Below are 17111 nucleotides of genomic sequence, written 5' to 3' on the forward strand. Positions count from 1 at the left end.
GCGTATGCCAGCCCACACCGATTCTGTCGACCGGCGTACGACTGACGCCCTGTTCACGCTCGTGCTCGGCGTCTACGCACTTATGCTGGCTGGGGCGACGACTGCCGTGACGGGGGCGTCTGCCGCGTGTCCGACCTTGCCTGCCTGTGATGGGCTGACCTTCGAAGAGGGAATATCCGCGCTCGTAATCGTTGTTCTCTCTCACCGGGTGCTCGCACTGATCGTCGGCCTCGGTCTGCTTTGGCTCACGTGGCATGTCCGTGGCGACAGCGTCGCCAAGGGAGTGCGCCGCCCCATCATCGCTGCCGTCACACTCTACCCGGTTCAAGTCGCGGTCGGAGCACTGGCTGTAGGAGCAGACACGTCGGTTTCGGTCAGCGGGGCGCATCTGGTTGTTGCCGTGGCCATCTTCGGCGCATTGACGGTCGCGCTGGCACGGCAGTTAACCGACGTCTCGGACGAGTCCGATATTCCGAACGCCGGTGTGTTCGACCGCCATGACGGTGTCGAAGCGGAGATGGCTGGTGACGATCTATCCATCTCCGCGGCCGAACCGGGCTCTGCTCGCGGGCCGAGCGCTTCGAGTAAGTCGACGCGGATGGGCGTTCGTTCGCTGTTTCCGGGACGTTCGTGGGAGTATCTCCGGATGACCAAGCCCCGGCTGATGTGGCTGCTTTGTCTCGTTGCACTCGCGGCGATGCTACTGGCCGGGGGACGCACCGTTCCGATGGACCGCATCGCGTGGACGCTCCTCGGTGGTGTGCTGGCGGTCGGTGCGAGCGGTGTGTTCAACAACGTTCTCGAACGCGATGTCGACGAGCAGATGAATCGGACGGCGGACCGCCCCCTCGTGGAACAGCGGGTCTCGGTCCGGCGTGCGACGGCTTTCGGGATTGTGCTCGCGTTCGCCTCGCTGGGGGTGTTAGCAGCCCGCGTCAATCTCCTCGCAGCGCTGCTCGGTCTGCTGGCGATCCTATCCTACAGCGTTGGCTACACCATCCTGTTGAAACCGAACACCACCCAGAACATCGTCATCGGCGGCGCAGTCGGGGCGTTTCCCGCACTCATCGGGTGGAGTGCCGTCAGAGGTTCGATCGGGTTCGAGATTCTCCTGTTGAGCGTGGTCATCTTCCTGTGGACGCCCGCTCACTTCTACAATCTCGCACTTATGTACAAGGAGGAATACGCAACTGCCGGGTTCCCCATGTTGCCCGTCGTGCGGGGCGAGGAGACAACCCGACGACATATTGTGCTGTACCTCGCGGCGACGATGGTTGCGGTCGCGTTCCTGGGTGCGTTGACGGCCCTCGACTGGCTGTTCGCCGTGAGCGCCGTCGTCGCCGGCGCCGTCTTCCTCTGGTTCGTCGTCCGACTCTGTCGTCGCAAAACCGATCGGGCGGCCAGGAACGCGTTCGTCTCGGCGAACGCGTATCTCGGTGTGCTTCTTGTGGCCATCGTGGTAGACTCCATCTTCGTGTGAGCATTACGGGCGGTGTCCCTGTCCGTTGTCCTCAACAGTCACCCGTCGCCGGCGGGTACCCAGCGGGTGAGCCTCGCTCCGAGTTCGTCGCTCCAGTACAGCATCCCGACTGTCGCCACGAATACGAGCGTCGAGAGGTCCCATGAGAGCCACGCAATCGTGCTGAATGTGGAGGCGCCGAGTAACGGCACGAGTAGCGAGAAGGAACAGCCGACGCACGAAACGAGACCGAACACCCCGGAGAGGGCGCCCTTCGTCGCGTCGAGTAGCCGAGCGTACAGGAGGTACGCAATCGAAAGGTACCCCACGAGTTTGAACGGGACAATGACCGTTTGTACCAACGTATTTCTGAATACGATGATTGGCCCCCAGCCAGGAGTGACCCAGGAAATACGAAACTCCGCTCCGGAACCGAGGTGTTGGAACAATCCGAGCTGAAGTAACCCACCGAGCGTCAGCAGTACGAACAGATATATTCCCGTTATGGACGCCGCCGAAGCGCGTACACCGAATCGACGAGCGGATGGGCGTGTCCGGGAAATTGCGAGTGCTCCGAGATTGATCCAGACGAATGGATATACCACATACCTCGGTTCAGTCACGGACGTTTGGGTAACGAGGAAATACCCCCAGACCACCGCTAACTCGACCCCCAAGACCGCCCCCCAGCGGACGATATCGCTACTCTCGATGCCAAAACGAACACGGATCTCGTCCAGATATTCCGTTGCTGTACTCATCAGTTCAGCTTTCGGTACTGTGTATTATACACCGTACTCAATAAGCGTTGTTCGCCCATTTGTCTCGCCTACCCGATTTGTTCATTCCACGACGACACGACCAATCATCCTGTTCTCCTCGTGTGGCAAGCAAAAATATCGGTACGTTCCTGGGATATCGAACGTGTGGCTATATGTCTCACCTCGTTCGAGAAATCCTCTCGACGACGTGCTCTGTCGGACAGCCCGTTCGGATTCGTAGCCACCGCTGGCGAAATACGCCGCCTCCTCTGGCAGCGACTCTTCGTATGCTGATGCCGTATGGGGAGCAGGACTCTTGTTCTCCCAGGTAACTTGCTGGCCGGGTTCGATTGTGATCTCAACAGGATCGAACCGAAGGTCACTCGTCATCGTGACTATTGGCTCCGGCGGGCCTCCCCCTCCGAGGCAGCCAGCAATTCCGGCCATCCCGGCAGTTAGCACACCCCCGCTCCGACGAAGCACCGTTCGTCGTGAGCAGCAATTCATTAGTCCAGCCCTCGTTTGGAGGGATCACCGCTCGGTTCGAGTTTCTTTATTCGCGTCGCTAGTGCCAGAAACGTCGCGGCAAGCGTCAGCGTCACTGCCGCGGCCGCTGCGAAGTCGTGGGCTTGCCCCGAGTGATCAATGATTCCGTTGACGAGTTCGGCCCGCAGGAACGTGTGATGGAACTCCCCAACGAGCGGCGCAAAGTAATCCACGATGTCGTTAAGCCCGTACCAGACGGTAGCGACGGCGACCGCACTGACTGAGAACTCGGCGTAGCGATAGATCAGGAACGACTGCAGACTCATCGCGAGATGGCTCACGATGAGAAACCAGTAGAGCCAGGGTTCGATATCGCCCGCCCCGTTGAGAACCAGCTGGACGAACGGCGTCCAAAGCCCGAGTTTGATGTTTCCGAAGAAGGCGAGCATATGGAGCCACTCGACGTCGTAGTCCAGTTTCCACGCGGCGAGACTAAGCGCGACGAACAGCGTCGCAGCGGGGCTGTCGGGGACGAACGGCCACATCACTATCGGGGTTTGGGCCAGCTGGAAGCGGTAGTACCAGAACCCGAACGCAGTCCCGGCCAGATTAATCGCGACGATGGCCCACGCGTACCGAAGTGCGAGGTCCTCGACGCGCCGGGGGAGCGGGGCGAGGTAGCTGGGCAGTCGATTCGTTGTCGCTGTAGGTACGGACGTCATTCGTCTCGCCGAATTACATCCCTGAGCTGTCGTTTCGCCGGTTCATCATGATGATCCCACTGAACAACATCAGGACTGCGAGCGCGACCATTCCGAGGTTCCAGGCCATCCCGGCGGTCATCGTCGAGCCCATGCCACCGCTCATCCCGCCATCCATTCCGCCGTTCATACCGGACTCCATCCCGCCACCCATTCCCCAGTTCATACTCCCGGTAACACCGACCAGTGCCTGGTTGAGCAACATCACGAGCGAGTAGCCGATCATCAGGGGACCACTCGCGTTCCCGAGCCGACTCGCGTAGGGCGTCAGCAGGACGACGCCGTGGACGACCACGACGACGCCGAGGAGTGCCATAAGGAGCCCGCTGTTCGAGCTCATCATCCCGCTGCCGGTTGTCGCGGAGAGCAGCGAGTAGACTCCCGAAACAAGTGCGATTGCCGCGCTGTACTGCCGTATCGTATCGCTCGTGTTCATCGTCTCCATTGTCAGACCCCGAGCATCATTCGAAGGGATCCACGGACGCCCATTGGGAGTCCGATCGCCCCGATGAAGAACGTCATGAGCCACCACCACGTGTGATTCATCTCGTCTTTCACGTCTGCGAGGTACCACACGATGCCACCGGTTACGAGGAGTTTGAGAACGAATGTTGACCCCGAGAATCCAGTCGCTTGATACACGAGATTCGTAACGACCAGCTTGGGGGAATAGCCGAGGAAGGTCACGCCGACGAGATTCTGCGCAGCGTCCCACATCTGCCCGAAAACGGCCAACAGGAACAGCGGATGGCGGAGATGTGCAATATCGACGAGGCTCGCCCCCCAGTAGTAGAGCGCGGTCACGCCGAGGGCGATCCCCGTCGTCGCAACAGGAACCCACAGGCGGAATGTCGCTGCCGTCGAGAGTCCATACCAGAGTGCCCACCCGACGGCTCCAATCGCCCAGACCGACCCGACGAGACCGACGATCGACGGGATGGACCCGATATTCCGATTGCGAGCGAGTGCGCCGACGCCGAGTGCGAGGACGGTGACGGCGGTAACGACGAAGTAGATCGAGGGCGTGATGAACCACACTGCGTAGTCGCCGAGCAGTCCGATATCCTCGAGGGCGCGCATCGCCCCGCCGGCGACGATGATTGGGGCGAACCCGTACGCGAGCCGCGCATCGAACGTGACATCGAGGTAGTCGAGATATGCCCGGAGTCCTGGGAGACTGTACACGACGGCCGCGAGATAGGCCACCGTGTTCACGGTGTTGTATCCGCGGACGGCCTGTATTCCCTTGTGTGTGACTGGCTGGCCGGCAGCGTCGGCGACGACCGGGCCCCAGAGATACTGCCAGACGAACCGGTCGTAGACGAGCGACGGGAACGCGAGGAGTGCGGCACCGACGAGGACGACCGGGGCAAGCAGATACAGCGCCCACCATTCTCGGGTGCCGGTGTCGGGGAGGACGGTTTCGACGCGCCCCGCAACGGTACTCACGATTCGCTCACCTCAATTCGCCACGTTGTGCTCTTCGAGCGCCCCCACTGTTCGAGCGACACGTCGGTGAGGTCGTCTTGGAGCTGGCTCAGATACTGTGCGACGGCTTTCGGTGACCCATCGAGGTCGCTGGCGATATCCCGAGCCCGAAGGTACGTGGGCTCAGTATCGGCGTTCTCGACGAGATACGCGTGTACCATGCGGCGGGAAATAGATGACATGAGTCGAGGGCAGTAGTGTTCAGCGGAGTTTCCCGAGCAGTTTGTAGTCGTGATCTGGGGTGTACCGCCGGAACAGCAGGCTGTTCGACAGCACCGACACGCTGGAGAACGCCATCGCGCCCGCGGCGAGCACGGGTTGCAGGAGACCGAGTGACGCGAGCGGGATCATCGCCGTGTTGTAGCCGAGCGCCCAGACGAGGTTCTGCTTGATCTTCGCGAGCGTCGCGTCCGAGATGCGGATCGCTTTCACGACGTCGACTGGGTCGTCGCGCATCAACGTGACGTCCGCGGCCTCGATGGCGACGTCAGTACCCGAGCCGATGGCCGTTCCAACATACGCGACGGCAAGGGCGGGCGCGTCGTTGACGCCGTCACCGACCATCATCGCCTGCCGCCCCTCGTCCTGGATGGACTCGACGGCGTCGGACTTGTCCTCGGGGAGGACCTCCGCGCGGACGTTCTCGGGGTCGATGCCGACCTGTTCGGCGACGGCGCGGGCGGTACGCTCGTTGTCGCCGGTGATCATCATCACGTCGACGCCGCGCTCCTGGAGCTGACTCACCGCGTCTTTCGCGCTCTCCTTGATCGTGTCGGCGTCCGCGACCACACCCACGAGTTCGCCCTCGTAGGCGACGAGCATCGCCGTCTTCCCCTCGTTCTCGAGGCGCTCCATCGTGTCCTGCGCGGGCGACGGGTTGATTCCGTTGTCACGGAGGAGCTTCCGATTTCCGACCAGGACCTCGCTGTCACCGACGGTCGCTTGGATGCCGTGGCCGGGGACGTTCTCGAAGTCGTCCGGGTCGGTCACGTCGATCCCCCGCTCTTCGGCGCCGTCGACAATGGCACGGGCAAGCGGGTGTTCGCTCGCATGTTCGGCCGTGGCCGCGAGCCGCAGGACATCCTCCTCACCGAGACGGTCACGAGCGGTCAGTTGGCCACCATCGGCAGCAGTATCGCCGCCATCCGTGAGCGGCTGTCCGTCACCGTCGAACACGACGACGTCGGTCAGTTCCATCTCACCTTTCGTGAGCGTCCCAGTCTTGTCGAAGACGACCGTATCGACGTCCTTCGCGCGTTCGAGGATGTCACCACCCTTGAACAGCACGCCATTTTGTGCGCCGATAGTCGTCCCAACCATCGTCGCGGCGGGCGTCGCCAGCCCCAGCGCGCAGGGACAGGCGATGAGCACCGCGGAGGCGAAGACGATAACGGCGAACTCGAAGACCGAGACGGCCCCACCTGCGACGGCTGGCCCGCCGGCGACGAGGCCCCACAGCGGGAGCCACTCGACGAAGCCGGCGAGCACCTCGGGGAACAGGAACCACACCAGCCCCCAGAAGACTGCGTTCCCGATGACCGCCGGCACGAAGTACGCAGAGATGCGGTCCGCAAGATTCTGGATGTCGGGCTGGCGCGACTGCGCCTCCTTGACCGTCTGCACGATCTGCTGGAGTGCCGTGTCCTCGCCGACCTTCGTCGCCTCCACGACGAGCACGCCGTTCTCGTTGATGGTGGAGCCGACGACCTCGTCGCCCTCGCTTTTCTCGACGGGGACGGATTCTCCGGTGACCATCGACTCGTCGACCGCCGACTGGCCGTCGATGACCACGCCGTCCGTCGGGATTTTCTCGCCGGGTCGGACCTTCATCCGGTCGCCGACCTCGACGTCTTCCAGCGGAATTTCCTCCTCGTTGCCGTCCTCGTCGACGACGGTGGCCGTCTCGGCTTCCATCTCCAGCAGTTTGCGGAGTGCTTCGCCGGCCTGGCCCTTCGAGCGGGCTTCGAGGTAGTTCCCGAGCGTGATGAACACGAGGATGAGCGCTGCGGTGTCGAAGTACAGGCCGCCCGCGATGAGCCCGGAGAGGACGGCGACGGAGTAGACGTACGCGGTGGTCGAGCCCAGCGCGATCAGCACGTCCATGTTGGCGCGCTTGTTGTTCACCAGCGCATTGTACGAGTTCTTGTAGAACGGCCAGCCGAGCACCAGCTGAACGGGCGTCGCCAGCAAGAACTCGACCCAGCCGAACTCGACACCAAAGACCGTCTCCGGGACGACCCCGCCGCCGAGGAGGTACTTCTCTAGCAGGAAGAAGAGAAGCGGAGCGGCGAGTACCGCACCAAACAGGGTCAGTCGAAGCTGTTTGCGGATCTCAGCCTGTCGCGCGGCGTCGCGCGCGTCCTCACCGGAGTCGCCGTCGGCGCTGTCCTCTCGGACGGGCGAGTAGCCCGCGCTCTCGATGGCATCGTAGAGTGCATCCAGCGACGTGTCCGCGGGGTTGTACCGGACTTGGGCTTCGTCGGTGGCGAAGTTCGCCTCGGCCGCGATGACACCTGGTGTGTTCTCTAGGGCAGTCTCATTGGTCTGTACACAGTTGGCACAGGTCATATCGGAGATGCCGATTGTCACGGTGTCAGACACCGCACCGTACCCGGCATCTTCGATGGCCTCGAATATCTCTTCGAGCGATACCTCGTCAGGGTCGTACTCGACGGAGCCCTCGTCAGTGGCGAAGTTCGCGTTCGCCTCGACAACGCCGTCGAGGGACTCGAGCGCATCGCCAACTGTCGCCGAGCAGTTAGCACAGGTCATCCCTGTGATGTCGAGATGTGCAGTTCGCGTTCCCATTCCTGTCCTATACTACGTGGTCCTTCCTTAGTGCAGTTACTGTTTCGAGACTAGGGCTTTAGACTGGTGTAGAATTTAGATTCAAAGGTCTACTTCCATTTCACCGCCGAAGGATGCCAATGTCGACCCCATCGACTCGGAGCGGAAACCGCGACTACAGCTTAGGCCCCTTCTTCGAGACGCTGATACTGGTCTTCGAAGCGACTACGGCACGACGGACAACAGAAGTGATAGACATCATCGTCGATTCGAACGGATTCGCCCTCGCTATCGACCGTATTCCCACACTCGGCACATGTGATTGCGAACTCAGTGCCGTCGAGTGAGGGCGTCCATTCGAGGTCATCGACGAGCGTCACCGAGTAGTCCGTCGATGGCGCATCTTCGAGGAGGCTATTGATCCACCGTCGAACGTTCTGCCCCTCCGCACGGCCGTAGAACCAGATTTTCCCCTCGGCAGTGACGAAGAGGTGTTCGATACCCTCCGCATCCTGGAGTCGGCTTCGAAGCGGCTCGATAGCCGATGTGTCGTTTTCAAACCGGACGAACACCGGAACGCCAGCTCGCAGCTGTGCCCGGTTCACGTCGATGGTGAAGCCGTTGATGATGTCGGCTTCCTCTAACCGTTTCACACGGTCCGAGACGGCTGGCCCTGAGAGATCCACTTTCTCACCGATGCTACTGAACGAGCGCCGTGCATCCTCTGCCAGTAACGAGAGGATCTCCATGTCTGTCTCGTCTAAATCACGCATATCTACGCATAGAACCCCCGCATCACAAGACTGTTTCCCAGCGTGAGATTTCGAATGCCATTTTCCAATACCGGATAGACTTTGGATTCGAAGCAGAAAATGACAAAGAGGTCCCTCTCGTATGTATCTGTGTATGTCGACGACCATCACCGTTGAGGGAATGACCTGCGGCCACTGTGAACAGACCGTCGAAGACGCGCTTCGAGAAGTGAGCGGCGTGACCGACGCGAACGCTGATAGAGAAGCTGAACAGGCGAGCGTCGATGGCGATGCTGACGTCACGGCACTCGTCCAGGCCGTCGAGGACGCTGGATACACCGCCTCCGCCTGAGAACCACCGGAACGCACGCCACCGACCGCCCCGCCGTTCTCGTTCGTTGCCGACCCTTTCGATGGCACCGCGCTGTATCAGGGTCTGGACAGCATAATAAGGGACGGCACCAAAACCCACGCCATGAGCAACAATCCAGACCACGAGACCTCCGAAAATCCCTCTAAAGAGGGCCACACCTCACATCAATCCGAAGGACCCGTCTACTGTTGTCGAATTTGCCGATTAAAAGCAGAGTCGGAACCACGAGCATCAGCCCACGCGTCATCAGAGCAGCATTCCCACTCTCCTGAGCACGAAGCACAACCTACGGCGGATGAGGCCCCCACGGAATCAGAACCCCCGGACGAACACGCGCAACACGAGCACGATGCCGAACACGCGCACCGCCCCGCTGCGGCCGAGCACGCTCACTCTACAGAAGCAGAGCACGTACACGACGAGCACGACCATGGTGGTAACGCCCACGAGAAGGGACACAGGGGTGGAAACGGGGACCACAGCGATCACACGGATCACTCAGGCCACGAGGCAATGTTCAGGCGACGATTCTGGGTGTCGCTCGCGCTCTCGGTGCCAGTCCTCATCTTTAGCGAATTCATTCAGGACGTCTTCGGCTATACGGCCCCTACGTTCCCCGGGAGTGCGTGGATAACGCCGGCACTTGCGGTCGTGATCTTCGCATACGGTGGTGTGCCCTTCCTCTCGATGGCCCGGACGGAACTGAAAAACCGCGAGCCGGGCATGATGATGCTCATCTCGCTGGCGATCTCGGTCGCGTTCGTCTACTCGGTTGCGAGTCTGTTTCTCGAAGGGACGACACCGTTTTTCTGGGAACTCGTCACGCTGATCGACATCATGCTGCTGGGCCACTGGGTGGAGATGCGGTCGGTCCGAGCAGCCTCAGGGGCGCTCGACGAATTGGCGAAACTCATGCCCGACACTGCCGAGCGCATCACAGAGAGTGGAGATACCGAGGAAGTGCCCGTCTCCGAACTCGGCGAGGACGATGTCGTGCTCGTTCGCCCGGGCGCGAGCGTGCCTGCCGACGGCGAAGTCGTCGAGGGCGAGTCGTCCGTTGACGAGTCGATGATTACCGGCGAATCCAGACCAGTTGGGAAGGAGCCCGGATCAGAGGTGGTCGCCGGGACGGTCAACCAGGACGGGAGTCTCCGCGTCAAAATCACGAAGACCGGCGACGAGACGACGCTGGCGGGCATCATGCGACTGGTCGACGAGGCCCAGCAGTCCAAATCTCGAACCCAGTTGCTCGCCGACAAGGCAGCTGGCTGGCTGTTCTATATTGCACTCGGCGTCGCGGCGATTACTGCCGTCGCGTGGGTCGTCGCGGTCGGGTACAACATCACCGTCCTCGAGCGCGTCGTGACGGTCCTGGTCATCGCGTGTCCCCACGCACTTGGACTTGCCGTCCCGCTCGTGGTCGCGATCAACACTTCCACGGCTGCCCAAAACGGGATGCTCATCCGCGACCGCATCGCCATGGAGGAATCTCGAAATCTGGACACGGTGATGTTTGACAAGACCGGGACCCTCACGAAGGGCGAACAGGGCGTCGTCGGTGTTGAGACGGCAGGCGACTGGACTGAAGAGCGAGCATTCGAAGTCGCCGCTGGTGTCGAGGGTGACTCCGAGCATATGATCGCTCGCGCCATCCGAGACGCCGCCGAGGAACGGGATATCCAGCGAGCGAAGGTTTCGAACTTTGAGAATTTCCGCGGTCTCGGCGTCAGAGCCACTGTGGACGGCGAGACGGTTCATATCGGTGGACCGAACCTGATTGAGAAATTCGGTATCGAGCGGTCCAACGAAATCGCTGCCTTCGCGGAGGAAGCTGGCTCGAACGCAGAGACGGTTATCTACCTGGTTCACGACGAATCCGAAGTTGTCGCAGCATTCGCGCTGGCGGACGTTATTCGGGAAGAAAGCCGGCAGGCCATCGAGGCGCTACACGCGATGGATATCGAGGTGGCGATGCTGACCGGTGACTCGGAGGACGTCGCACGGGCTGTCTCGGAGGAACTCGGCATCGACCAGTACTTCGCGGAGGTACTCCCCGACGAAAAGGACACGAAAGTCGAAGCGCTCCAGTCCGAGGGGAAACTGGTCGCGATGGTCGGCGACGGCGTCAACGACGCGCCGGCGCTCACGCGAGCAGATGTCGGTATTGCCATCGGTTCAGGGACCGACGTCGCCATCGAGTCGGGCGATATCATCCTCGTCGACAACAATCCCCTGGATGTCGTCCGTCTCATCAAGCTCTCGAAGGCGAGCTACCGGAAGATGCAGGAGAATCTGGTCTGGGCGACCGGCTACAACGTCTTCGCGCTCCCACTCGCTGCCGGAGTCCTCGCGCCTATCGGTATCCTGCTGTCGCCGGCGATCGGCGCGGTGTTCATGTCTCTCTCGACAATCATCGTCGCTATCAACGCCCGTCGTCTCCGCAGCGCCGATATTTCCGTGCCCGACATTGGTGCGTGATCCCTATGGCACTCCAGGCGACACAGACATTGTTCAGCGTCAGTCTCCTATCCGGGGGACTCCTACTGGGTGGCCTCCTTGCCACCATCGTCAGTCCGACATTCCGGTTCTGGCCGCACGGGACGCGGAACTGGACGTTCTGGGTCAGCTGGACAGCCTGGACGCTATACGTCGTGGGTCTGGTCGGCATTGCATACCTCGACTGGTGGCACTGGTACGAACCACCGGTGGTGGTGCAACTCGTCAGTGTGCTTGTTTTCGTAGCAGGCACAGCGCTGTCTATCTGGGCGATGTGGACACTCGGATTCTGGGAGAGCAGTGGTCTCGAAGGCCACCTTCAAACTGAGGGACCGTATCGCTTCTCTCGCAATCCACAGTACGTGGGGTTCATCACCATGCTCGCCAGCGGAGGCCTCCTCGCAGGTTCGATTCAAACGGTCATTCTCGCTATCGGTGGAATCGTGTGGTTCCTGCTCGCACCACTCGCCGAAGAGCCGTGGCTCCGCGAGCAGTACGGGGGCGAATACGAGTCATACTGCGAGGCGGTTCCACGATTCCTTGGTAAACCCAGTAGACGTGCAGCGCAGACACATTCAGAGCAGTCCGAGAGTGATTCTCAATGACTGGATCCGCGACACAACCGATTGAGGTCGGCGGCCGAACCATCTCACCCGGAGAGAAGCGCCAGTTCCGCTATTCGGTGGGAACAAGTTTCCACGGCGACCCGATCGACATTCCGGTCACGGTCGTCAACGGAGAGAATGATGGCCCGGCGATGTTCCTCAGTGCTGCCGTGCACGGCGACGAACTGAACGGCATCAAGATCGTCCAAGAGGTCGCAGAAACCTACGGTCCCCCGGACATCCACGGGGCACTCGTCTGCCTCCACGTACTGAACGTCCCGGGATTCATGGCCCAACAGCGCTACATCCCGATCTATGACGAGGACCTCAACCGGTCGTTCCCCGGGAATCCACAGGGAACGATGGCGAAACGTCTCGCCCATACTATCTTCGAGGAATTCGTCTCGAAGTGCGACCTAGGGCTGGATTTCCACACCTCGACGCGCAACAGGACGACGATGTATCACGTTCGGGCAGATATGCGCGACTCTGACGTCGAACGCATCGCCCGTGCATTCGGAACGAGCGTGATTCTCGACGGTGAAGGCTCAAACGGGACGCTCCGAAAGGCAGCATCGAAGACGGGGGTTCCGACCGTAACTGTGGAGATGGGGCGCGCCCACCGGTTCCAATCGACGCATCTCGAACGCGCCCTTCACTGCGTGGCGAGTGTCCTCGCTGAACATGAGGTTCTGCCAGACCGGCCGGTCTCTTGGCCTGGGTGGACGCGTGTGGTCGCACGCGACGGTGAGAAGACGTGGCTTCGTGCTGCCACCGGCGGACTCGTCGATATGAAGTGGGGCCCACAGCCGCTCGTCGAGGACGGGGAGCAGCTGTTCACTATCTCCGATCACTTCAAAGATGAGGTCGAAGTCGTTCGTGCACCGTCAACTGGCCTCGTCGTCGGTGTCCTCGAGAACGCAGTCGCGTACCCGGGGCATCCGCTGTGTCACTTCGTGAGCGTCGACGAAACGACCGCAGACATCATCCGGGACGACATCGAGCGGGGTGAGTTCGATGTCTACCGTGAGGGTGGTTTCCAGCGGCCGGAATATGGTGAGAGCGGTGAGTATGAAGGACGAGATCCGCTCTCTTGACGGGCCAGCGTCTGCTGACAGGCTCTTCATCGGTTCGAAGAGCCCCCCATAATTGCCTACTGGATCGTTCTTCGGCCAATAACCGTTCCAAGTTCTAATTCGTACGGTATGATGGTCGGCTTTTATCGAACATCGTCGAGATCACCTCAGCAAGATCGTGCCCTCTCAACTACAGACTCGCCGGGTACCAGTGTGTAAACTGTGCAGATCTGCTAGGTGATGCCCGGTATAGTAACGCTCACCCCAACTTTTTCGCGACCTATTGCGCGTTTTCAACCGCTTTCCTTACGTCAACCCAGACTTCATCAGGAGACTGTTTTCCGTCGACACGTTCCAGTTGACCTCGTTCTTCGTAGTATTCAATAACTGGTTCAGTGGTCTCACGAAATACACGTAGACGTTCACGGACTGTCTCCTCGGTATCGTCATCCCGCTGCTCAAGTCGTCTTTCAACTTCAGGATCTTCAGGCGGACTATATTTTATATGATAAGTGTCCCCTGTTTTTGGGTCTATACGGCGACCCGTGAGTCGTTGAACAAGTTCCTCCTCGTCTACGTCAAGATATAGAATAACGTCAACGTCGGTCATATTATTGAGTTCCTCAGCCTGTTCTACGTTGCGGGGATACCCATCCAGAACAAAGCCATTGACTTGCGATAGAGCCTCTTTAACGAGCAGAGTGACAACCTCGTCCGGAACAAGCTCACCTTGATCCATATATGTGCGCGGGACATCATACTCTGATTCAAATTCTGAAATATCCCTGTCCTTATTTGCCCGAAGGAGCTCCCCGGTAGTGATATGCTTTACATTAAACTCCTCAGAAGCCTTTCTACTCTGCGTCCCCTTTCCTGCGCCTGGTCCACCGAGGATTAGAATCCGTGGTTCGGCCATGTCTCTCTTTTGATGTCAGTCACGAAAAAGACACGTATCGAGAGTCTCAGATGCGGAGGTTACTTTCTCTGGGACTCTGACCGGATGATCCCGGAGAGATTGTCCATCTGTGCGGAGACATGGGCAGCTTCTCCCGCGAGGTGAGTGATGAGATCGTCAAGGGTGACGATCCCCACAACTGAGCCATCTTCGACAACGGGAACATGGCGGGCAGCCGCCTCGTTCATTTGTCGCAGTACCCTCGGTACCTCCGCCTCAGGCGTTACGGTGAGGGGGTCGGAGGTCATCACATCTCCGGCGGTTATGTTGGATTCGCTCTGATCCGTTGCGAGAACGTTGAACTCACTATCTGGCGTGAGGAGCGCGCCAATCAAATCTCGATCTGTAATGATGCCCACGAGCTGGTCGTTTTCTTCCACAACGACGTAGCGGGCACATTTGGTTTGCGCGACCATCGTTTGGGCGACCTCTGCTACCGACGTATCCGGAATAACGCGACCAACTGACTCGTCGGCGATACTCCCAACACGTAGTGTGAGATCGGATCGATTCTGTTCCATACTGGGGGATTGGTTAGAGAGACTAAATAATATGGCGGCAGTTCCTCACTTCATAGAAGCATCTCAGGGAGTTACGGTGCTTGCCTTCGGTAGATAGTAGCACGTTTTGCGCTGCTACTATCCGACTGGTCTCCCGCGTAATGTTGGAACCAAGTGTGGTGAATGTGCGACCGTAGTTACTAGTGGGCAGTCCAGCCTCCGTCGACAGGAATGTTTGTGCCTGTGATGTACGTCGCCTCATCAGAGGCGAGAAACATCGCAATGCCGCCGATCTCCTCGGGTTCGGCCACTCGCTGCATGGGTGTCTCGTCTCGGACGAACTCGTAGAACTGTTCCTGGTCGAGGTAGTCGTCTGTCATCGGCGTTTCAACGAATCCAGGGCAGATACTATTGACACGTATCCCTTCTGTGGCGTAGTCGATGGCGAGCTCTCGTGTGAAATTCACGACACCACCTTTTGCTGCCGAATAGGCAGGTGATCCAGGACCACCAACGAGGCCATAAATCGACGCGACATTAATGATGCACCCCTCACTGTCTTTGAGATACGGGATCGCCGCTCGCGAGCCGTACATAACCCCTGTGAGATTAATTTGAATGACCGTATCCCACTCTTCGAGCGACATTTCTTCGATGGACCCTACTTGGCCAATTCCAGCGTTGTTTACGATTGCGTCAAGCTGTCCGTATTCGTCAACCGTACTGTTGACGAGGGTCTCTACCTGCTCATACTCCGTGACGTCACATTGGTGGAATTCACAGCCGAGTTCTTCGGCAGTCTCTCGGCCGGTTTCTTCCGTGCGACCTGCGATAACGACTTCGGCTCCGTAATCAATGTACTTCGAAGCAATTGCTTTGCCGATCCCGGTTGCACCACCAGTGATGATCGCAACTTTATCTTTGAGCATATCAGGTACTTCGCATAGACGCCACAAAATAGTTTGAGGCGTCGTGGGGGTACTCCGTATTCGAGATACCAGTTATCGACGCTGTTGCCTTGATGAATGAATGAATAAAATGGTGAAGCCGAGTGCGACGACGATCCCAACAGTAGCAGAGATCTGACTTACGGATAATGCGAGACCACTCGCTACAAATGTTCCTCCTGCGAGGATGGCGTACCCGATCGAACGAGTCTGCCGTCGTTGGCTCTGTGCGATCTCCTGAGGTATCACTGTGCGTTCCTGTTCTCGTGCGTCCAGTTCACGATCCAATTTCGTGGGTAGCCGGAGGAGGGCCCAGAGGGAGGTTTCGATGTCGGACTGAGCTTCGGCGAGTTTCATCCGGGCTGCTCGCTGGAGGAAGCCGTGTTCACGGAGGAACGCCTGCGCAGCTGCGAGGATATTGAACTCGGGATCGAGCTGTCTAAGAACACCTTCACCGATCGATCCCACCCGAATGACTAACATCACGTCTGGCGGGATACGAAACGGAAACTCTCGGAGCATTCCGACGACCACGTCGATTATCTGCTGCCAGTTCACATCACCACTCCCTTCGAGGTCATCGATAACTAACTCGAGAACGTGGCCGACGGCGGCCCTGTCGGCGTCGGGATCGAGTGCACCAAGGGCGACAAGTTCGTCGATGAGGGATTCGACATCCCGGTTGACAGCGGCCAGATAGAGGTTGATCACGCTCGCTTGCATCGCCGGCGTGAACCGACCGCTCATCCCGAAGTCGTAGAAGACGATGCGGCCATCATCGTCGACAGCGAGATTTCCAGGATGGGGATCGCCGTGGTACACACCGTGATCGAGTCCCATCGTGAAGTAGGCATTCGCCACTCGTCGGGCGACGTTCTCCGGATCGTAGCCCTTCGCTTCGAGTTCCTCGAGGTCAGTAACCTTCGTTCCCTCGGCGTACTCCATGGTGAGGACACGTTCGGAGCAGACGTCACGAAACACGCGTGGGATCGTAACGGTCTCATTCTCGTCGGCAGCGAAATTTTCCCGAATCTCCTCCATCATCTGGGCCTCTCGCTCGAAGTCCAGTTCCTCCAGAATGATGCGCTCAAAGTCGTCCGCCATGTTCCGGAGTGAGAAACTGAACCGATCAGGTGCGAGAAACAATGCAAGGGGAACGAGGCGACGAATAATGCGCAGATCGGTCTCGATGAGGTCCTTGATTCCGGGGCGTCTTACTTTCACGACCACCTGTTTTCCCTGATAGGTCGCCCGATAGACCTGTGCTAGCGATCCGCCGGCGATGGGTTCGGGATCGAAGTCGTCGTACGAGTGATACCCGACGTCTTCGGCGAGAGCCGGAATCATCTCGCGATACGGACCCGCCGGGATCGCATCTTGGAGCACTGCGAACTCCTCCGCGTACACTTGCGGAACGAGATCTGGGCGCGTCGAGAGAACTTGGCCGATCTTTACGAACGTCGGCCCAAGGTTGAGCATCGCCTCCCGTAGACGGCGGGCACGCTGCTCGTGCTGGTCCCGTGGCACAGTGCGTGACCCACCGACGATCAGAAACCGATGCCGATCACGGAGAAAGCGTAGGATGAACGGGGTGAACGTCCCAAGAATACGAATTAGACGGAGAAGAAATCGAACCATGGGCGTTGTCATAGAGTTCTTCCGACG

The 17111-nt window shown here is 59.5% G+C and carries 17 protein-coding genes; 5 read left to right on the forward strand and 12 right to left on the reverse strand.

Annotation, left to right across the window (positions count from 1 at the left end; translation table 11 throughout):
- Positions 1–4: 4 nt before the first annotated feature.
- Positions 5–1480: a heme o synthase gene (cyoE, locus tag NDI86_RS19520; protein WP_310902015.1), complete on the forward strand. Its 1476-nt coding sequence runs from the start codon at positions 5–7 to the stop codon at positions 1478–1480.
- Between the two features lie 38 nt (positions 1481–1518).
- Here cyoE and NDI86_RS19525 read toward each other — a convergent pair whose 3' ends face one another.
- From NDI86_RS19525 to NDI86_RS19560, 8 genes are all read right to left on the reverse strand, one after another.
- Complete coding sequence (locus tag NDI86_RS19525) at positions 1519–2220, reverse strand: DUF7546 family protein (protein ID WP_310902016.1); 702 nt, start codon at positions 2218–2220, stop codon at positions 1519–1521.
- 81 nt (positions 2221–2301) lie between these two features.
- Positions 2302–2682, reverse strand: coding sequence for a plastocyanin/azurin family copper-binding protein (locus NDI86_RS19530; RefSeq protein WP_310902017.1), 381 nt, complete (start codon positions 2680–2682; stop codon positions 2302–2304).
- Positions 2683–2726: 44 nt separating this feature from the next.
- Positions 2727–3428 carry a DUF1405 domain-containing protein gene (locus tag NDI86_RS19535; protein WP_211087805.1) on the reverse strand — a complete coding sequence of 234 codons (702 nt, stop codon included), beginning with the start codon at positions 3426–3428 and terminating at the stop codon, positions 2727–2729.
- 13 nt (positions 3429–3441) lie between these two features.
- A complete protein-coding gene (locus NDI86_RS19540; protein ID WP_310902018.1) occupies positions 3442–3912 on the reverse strand; it encodes a hypothetical protein in 471 nt (156 codons plus the stop codon).
- A 2-nt stretch (positions 3913–3914) separates the two neighbouring features.
- The gene (locus tag NDI86_RS19545) at positions 3915–4916 is read right to left on the reverse strand and encodes a DUF63 family protein (protein WP_211087807.1); all 1002 of its coding nucleotides are present in this window, start codon (positions 4914–4916) and stop codon (positions 3915–3917) included.
- Complete coding sequence (locus tag NDI86_RS19550; protein ID WP_245333057.1) at positions 4913–5116, reverse strand: DUF7123 family protein; 204 nt, start codon at positions 5114–5116, stop codon at positions 4913–4915. The genes NDI86_RS19545 and NDI86_RS19550 overlap by 4 nt, the downstream gene beginning before the upstream one ends.
- 40 nt (positions 5117–5156) lie before the next feature.
- Positions 5157–7763 carry a heavy metal translocating P-type ATPase gene (locus NDI86_RS19555; RefSeq protein ID WP_211087809.1) on the reverse strand — a complete coding sequence of 869 codons (2607 nt, stop codon included), beginning with the start codon at positions 7761–7763 and terminating at the stop codon, positions 5157–5159.
- Positions 7764–7924: 161 nt separating this feature from the next.
- Positions 7925–8515, reverse strand: a complete 591-nt coding sequence (locus NDI86_RS19560; protein ID WP_211087810.1) for an AsnC family transcriptional regulator — start codon at positions 8513–8515, stop codon at positions 7925–7927.
- A gap of 133 nt (positions 8516–8648) precedes the next feature.
- On the opposite strand from NDI86_RS19560, the gene NDI86_RS19565 reads away from it, so the two are divergent.
- The 4 genes from NDI86_RS19565 to NDI86_RS19580 all read left to right on the forward strand — a co-directional run bounded on the left by NDI86_RS19565 (position 8649) and on the right by NDI86_RS19580 (position 13065).
- A complete protein-coding gene (locus tag NDI86_RS19565) occupies positions 8649–8846 on the forward strand; it encodes a heavy-metal-associated domain-containing protein (RefSeq protein WP_211087811.1) in 198 nt (65 codons plus the stop codon).
- Between the two features lie 534 nt (positions 8847–9380).
- Positions 9381–11345: a copper-translocating P-type ATPase gene (locus tag NDI86_RS19570; RefSeq protein ID WP_310902188.1), complete on the forward strand. Its 1965-nt coding sequence runs from the start codon at positions 9381–9383 to the stop codon at positions 11343–11345.
- A 5-nt stretch (positions 11346–11350) separates the two neighbouring features.
- Entirely contained in the window at positions 11351–11968 is a 618-nt protein-coding gene (locus NDI86_RS19575) for a methyltransferase family protein (protein ID WP_092893792.1), read from the forward strand.
- Entirely contained in the window at positions 11965–13065 is a 1101-nt protein-coding gene (locus NDI86_RS19580) for a succinylglutamate desuccinylase/aspartoacylase family protein (protein WP_058365807.1), read from the forward strand. The genes NDI86_RS19575 and NDI86_RS19580 overlap by 4 nt, the downstream gene beginning before the upstream one ends.
- 259 nt (positions 13066–13324) lie before the next feature.
- On the opposite strand, the gene NDI86_RS19585 is transcribed toward NDI86_RS19580, so the two are convergent.
- From NDI86_RS19585 to NDI86_RS19600, 4 genes are all read right to left on the reverse strand, one after another.
- On the reverse strand, positions 13325–13960 hold the full coding sequence (locus NDI86_RS19585; protein WP_080508370.1) for an adenylate kinase: 636 nt from the start codon (positions 13958–13960) through the stop codon (positions 13325–13327).
- Between the two features lie 59 nt (positions 13961–14019).
- Positions 14020–14520 (reverse strand): CBS domain-containing protein, encoded by a 501-nt coding sequence (locus NDI86_RS19590; RefSeq protein ID WP_058365806.1) that lies wholly within the window; start codon positions 14518–14520, stop codon positions 14020–14022.
- Between the two features lie 179 nt (positions 14521–14699).
- The gene (budC, locus tag NDI86_RS19595) at positions 14700–15428 is read right to left on the reverse strand and encodes a meso-2,3-butanediol dehydrogenase (RefSeq protein WP_119713009.1); all 729 of its coding nucleotides are present in this window, start codon (positions 15426–15428) and stop codon (positions 14700–14702) included.
- Positions 15429–15500: 72 nt separating this feature from the next.
- Positions 15501–16925: an ABC1 kinase family protein gene (locus NDI86_RS19600; protein WP_310902019.1), complete on the reverse strand. Its 1425-nt coding sequence runs from the start codon at positions 16923–16925 to the stop codon at positions 15501–15503.
- Positions 16926–17111 lie beyond the last annotated feature (186 nt).

The sequence above is a fragment of the Haloarcula onubensis genome, from assembly GCF_031624605.1.
In the GTDB taxonomy this organism is placed as follows: domain Archaea; phylum Halobacteriota; class Halobacteria; order Halobacteriales; family Haloarculaceae; genus Haloarcula; species Haloarcula onubensis.

Excerpts from the sequence above, each read along its gene's own strand:
- cyoE (WP_310902015.1), top strand. The coding sequence starts at position 5 with ATGCCAGCCCACACCGATTCTGTCGACCGGCGTACGACTGACGCCCTG.
- NDI86_RS19525 (WP_310902016.1), bottom strand. The coding sequence starts at position 2,220 with ATGAGTACAGCAACGGAATATCTGGACGAGATCCGTGTTCGTTTTGGC.
- NDI86_RS19535 (WP_211087805.1), bottom strand. The coding sequence starts at position 3,428 with ATGACGTCCGTACCTACAGCGACAACGAATCGACTGCCCAGCTACCTC.
- NDI86_RS19540 (WP_310902018.1), bottom strand. The coding sequence starts at position 3,912 with ATGGAGACGATGAACACGAGCGATACGATACGGCAGTACAGCGCGGCA.
- NDI86_RS19550 (WP_245333057.1), bottom strand. The coding sequence starts at position 5,116 with ATGGTACACGCGTATCTCGTCGAGAACGCCGATACTGAGCCCACGTAC.
- NDI86_RS19555 (WP_211087809.1), bottom strand. The coding sequence starts at position 7,763 with ATGGGAACGCGAACTGCACATCTCGACATCACAGGGATGACCTGTGCT.
- NDI86_RS19560 (WP_211087810.1), bottom strand. The coding sequence starts at position 8,515 with ATGCGTGATTTAGACGAGACAGACATGGAGATCCTCTCGTTACTGGCA.
- NDI86_RS19565 (WP_211087811.1), top strand. The coding sequence starts at position 8,649 with ATGTCGACGACCATCACCGTTGAGGGAATGACCTGCGGCCACTGTGAA.
- NDI86_RS19570 (WP_310902188.1), top strand. The coding sequence starts at position 9,381 with ATGTTCAGGCGACGATTCTGGGTGTCGCTCGCGCTCTCGGTGCCAGTC.
- NDI86_RS19575 (WP_092893792.1), top strand. The coding sequence starts at position 11,351 with ATGGCACTCCAGGCGACACAGACATTGTTCAGCGTCAGTCTCCTATCC.
- NDI86_RS19580 (WP_058365807.1), top strand. The coding sequence starts at position 11,965 with ATGACTGGATCCGCGACACAACCGATTGAGGTCGGCGGCCGAACCATC.
- NDI86_RS19585 (WP_080508370.1), bottom strand. The coding sequence starts at position 13,960 with ATGGCCGAACCACGGATTCTAATCCTCGGTGGACCAGGCGCAGGAAAG.
- NDI86_RS19590 (WP_058365806.1), bottom strand. The coding sequence starts at position 14,520 with ATGGAACAGAATCGATCCGATCTCACACTACGTGTTGGGAGTATCGCC.
- budC (WP_119713009.1), bottom strand. The coding sequence starts at position 15,428 with ATGCTCAAAGATAAAGTTGCGATCATCACTGGTGGTGCAACCGGGATC.
- NDI86_RS19600 (WP_310902019.1), bottom strand. The coding sequence starts at position 16,925 with ATGCTCAACCTTGGGCCGACGTTCGTAAAGATCGGCCAAGTTCTCTCG.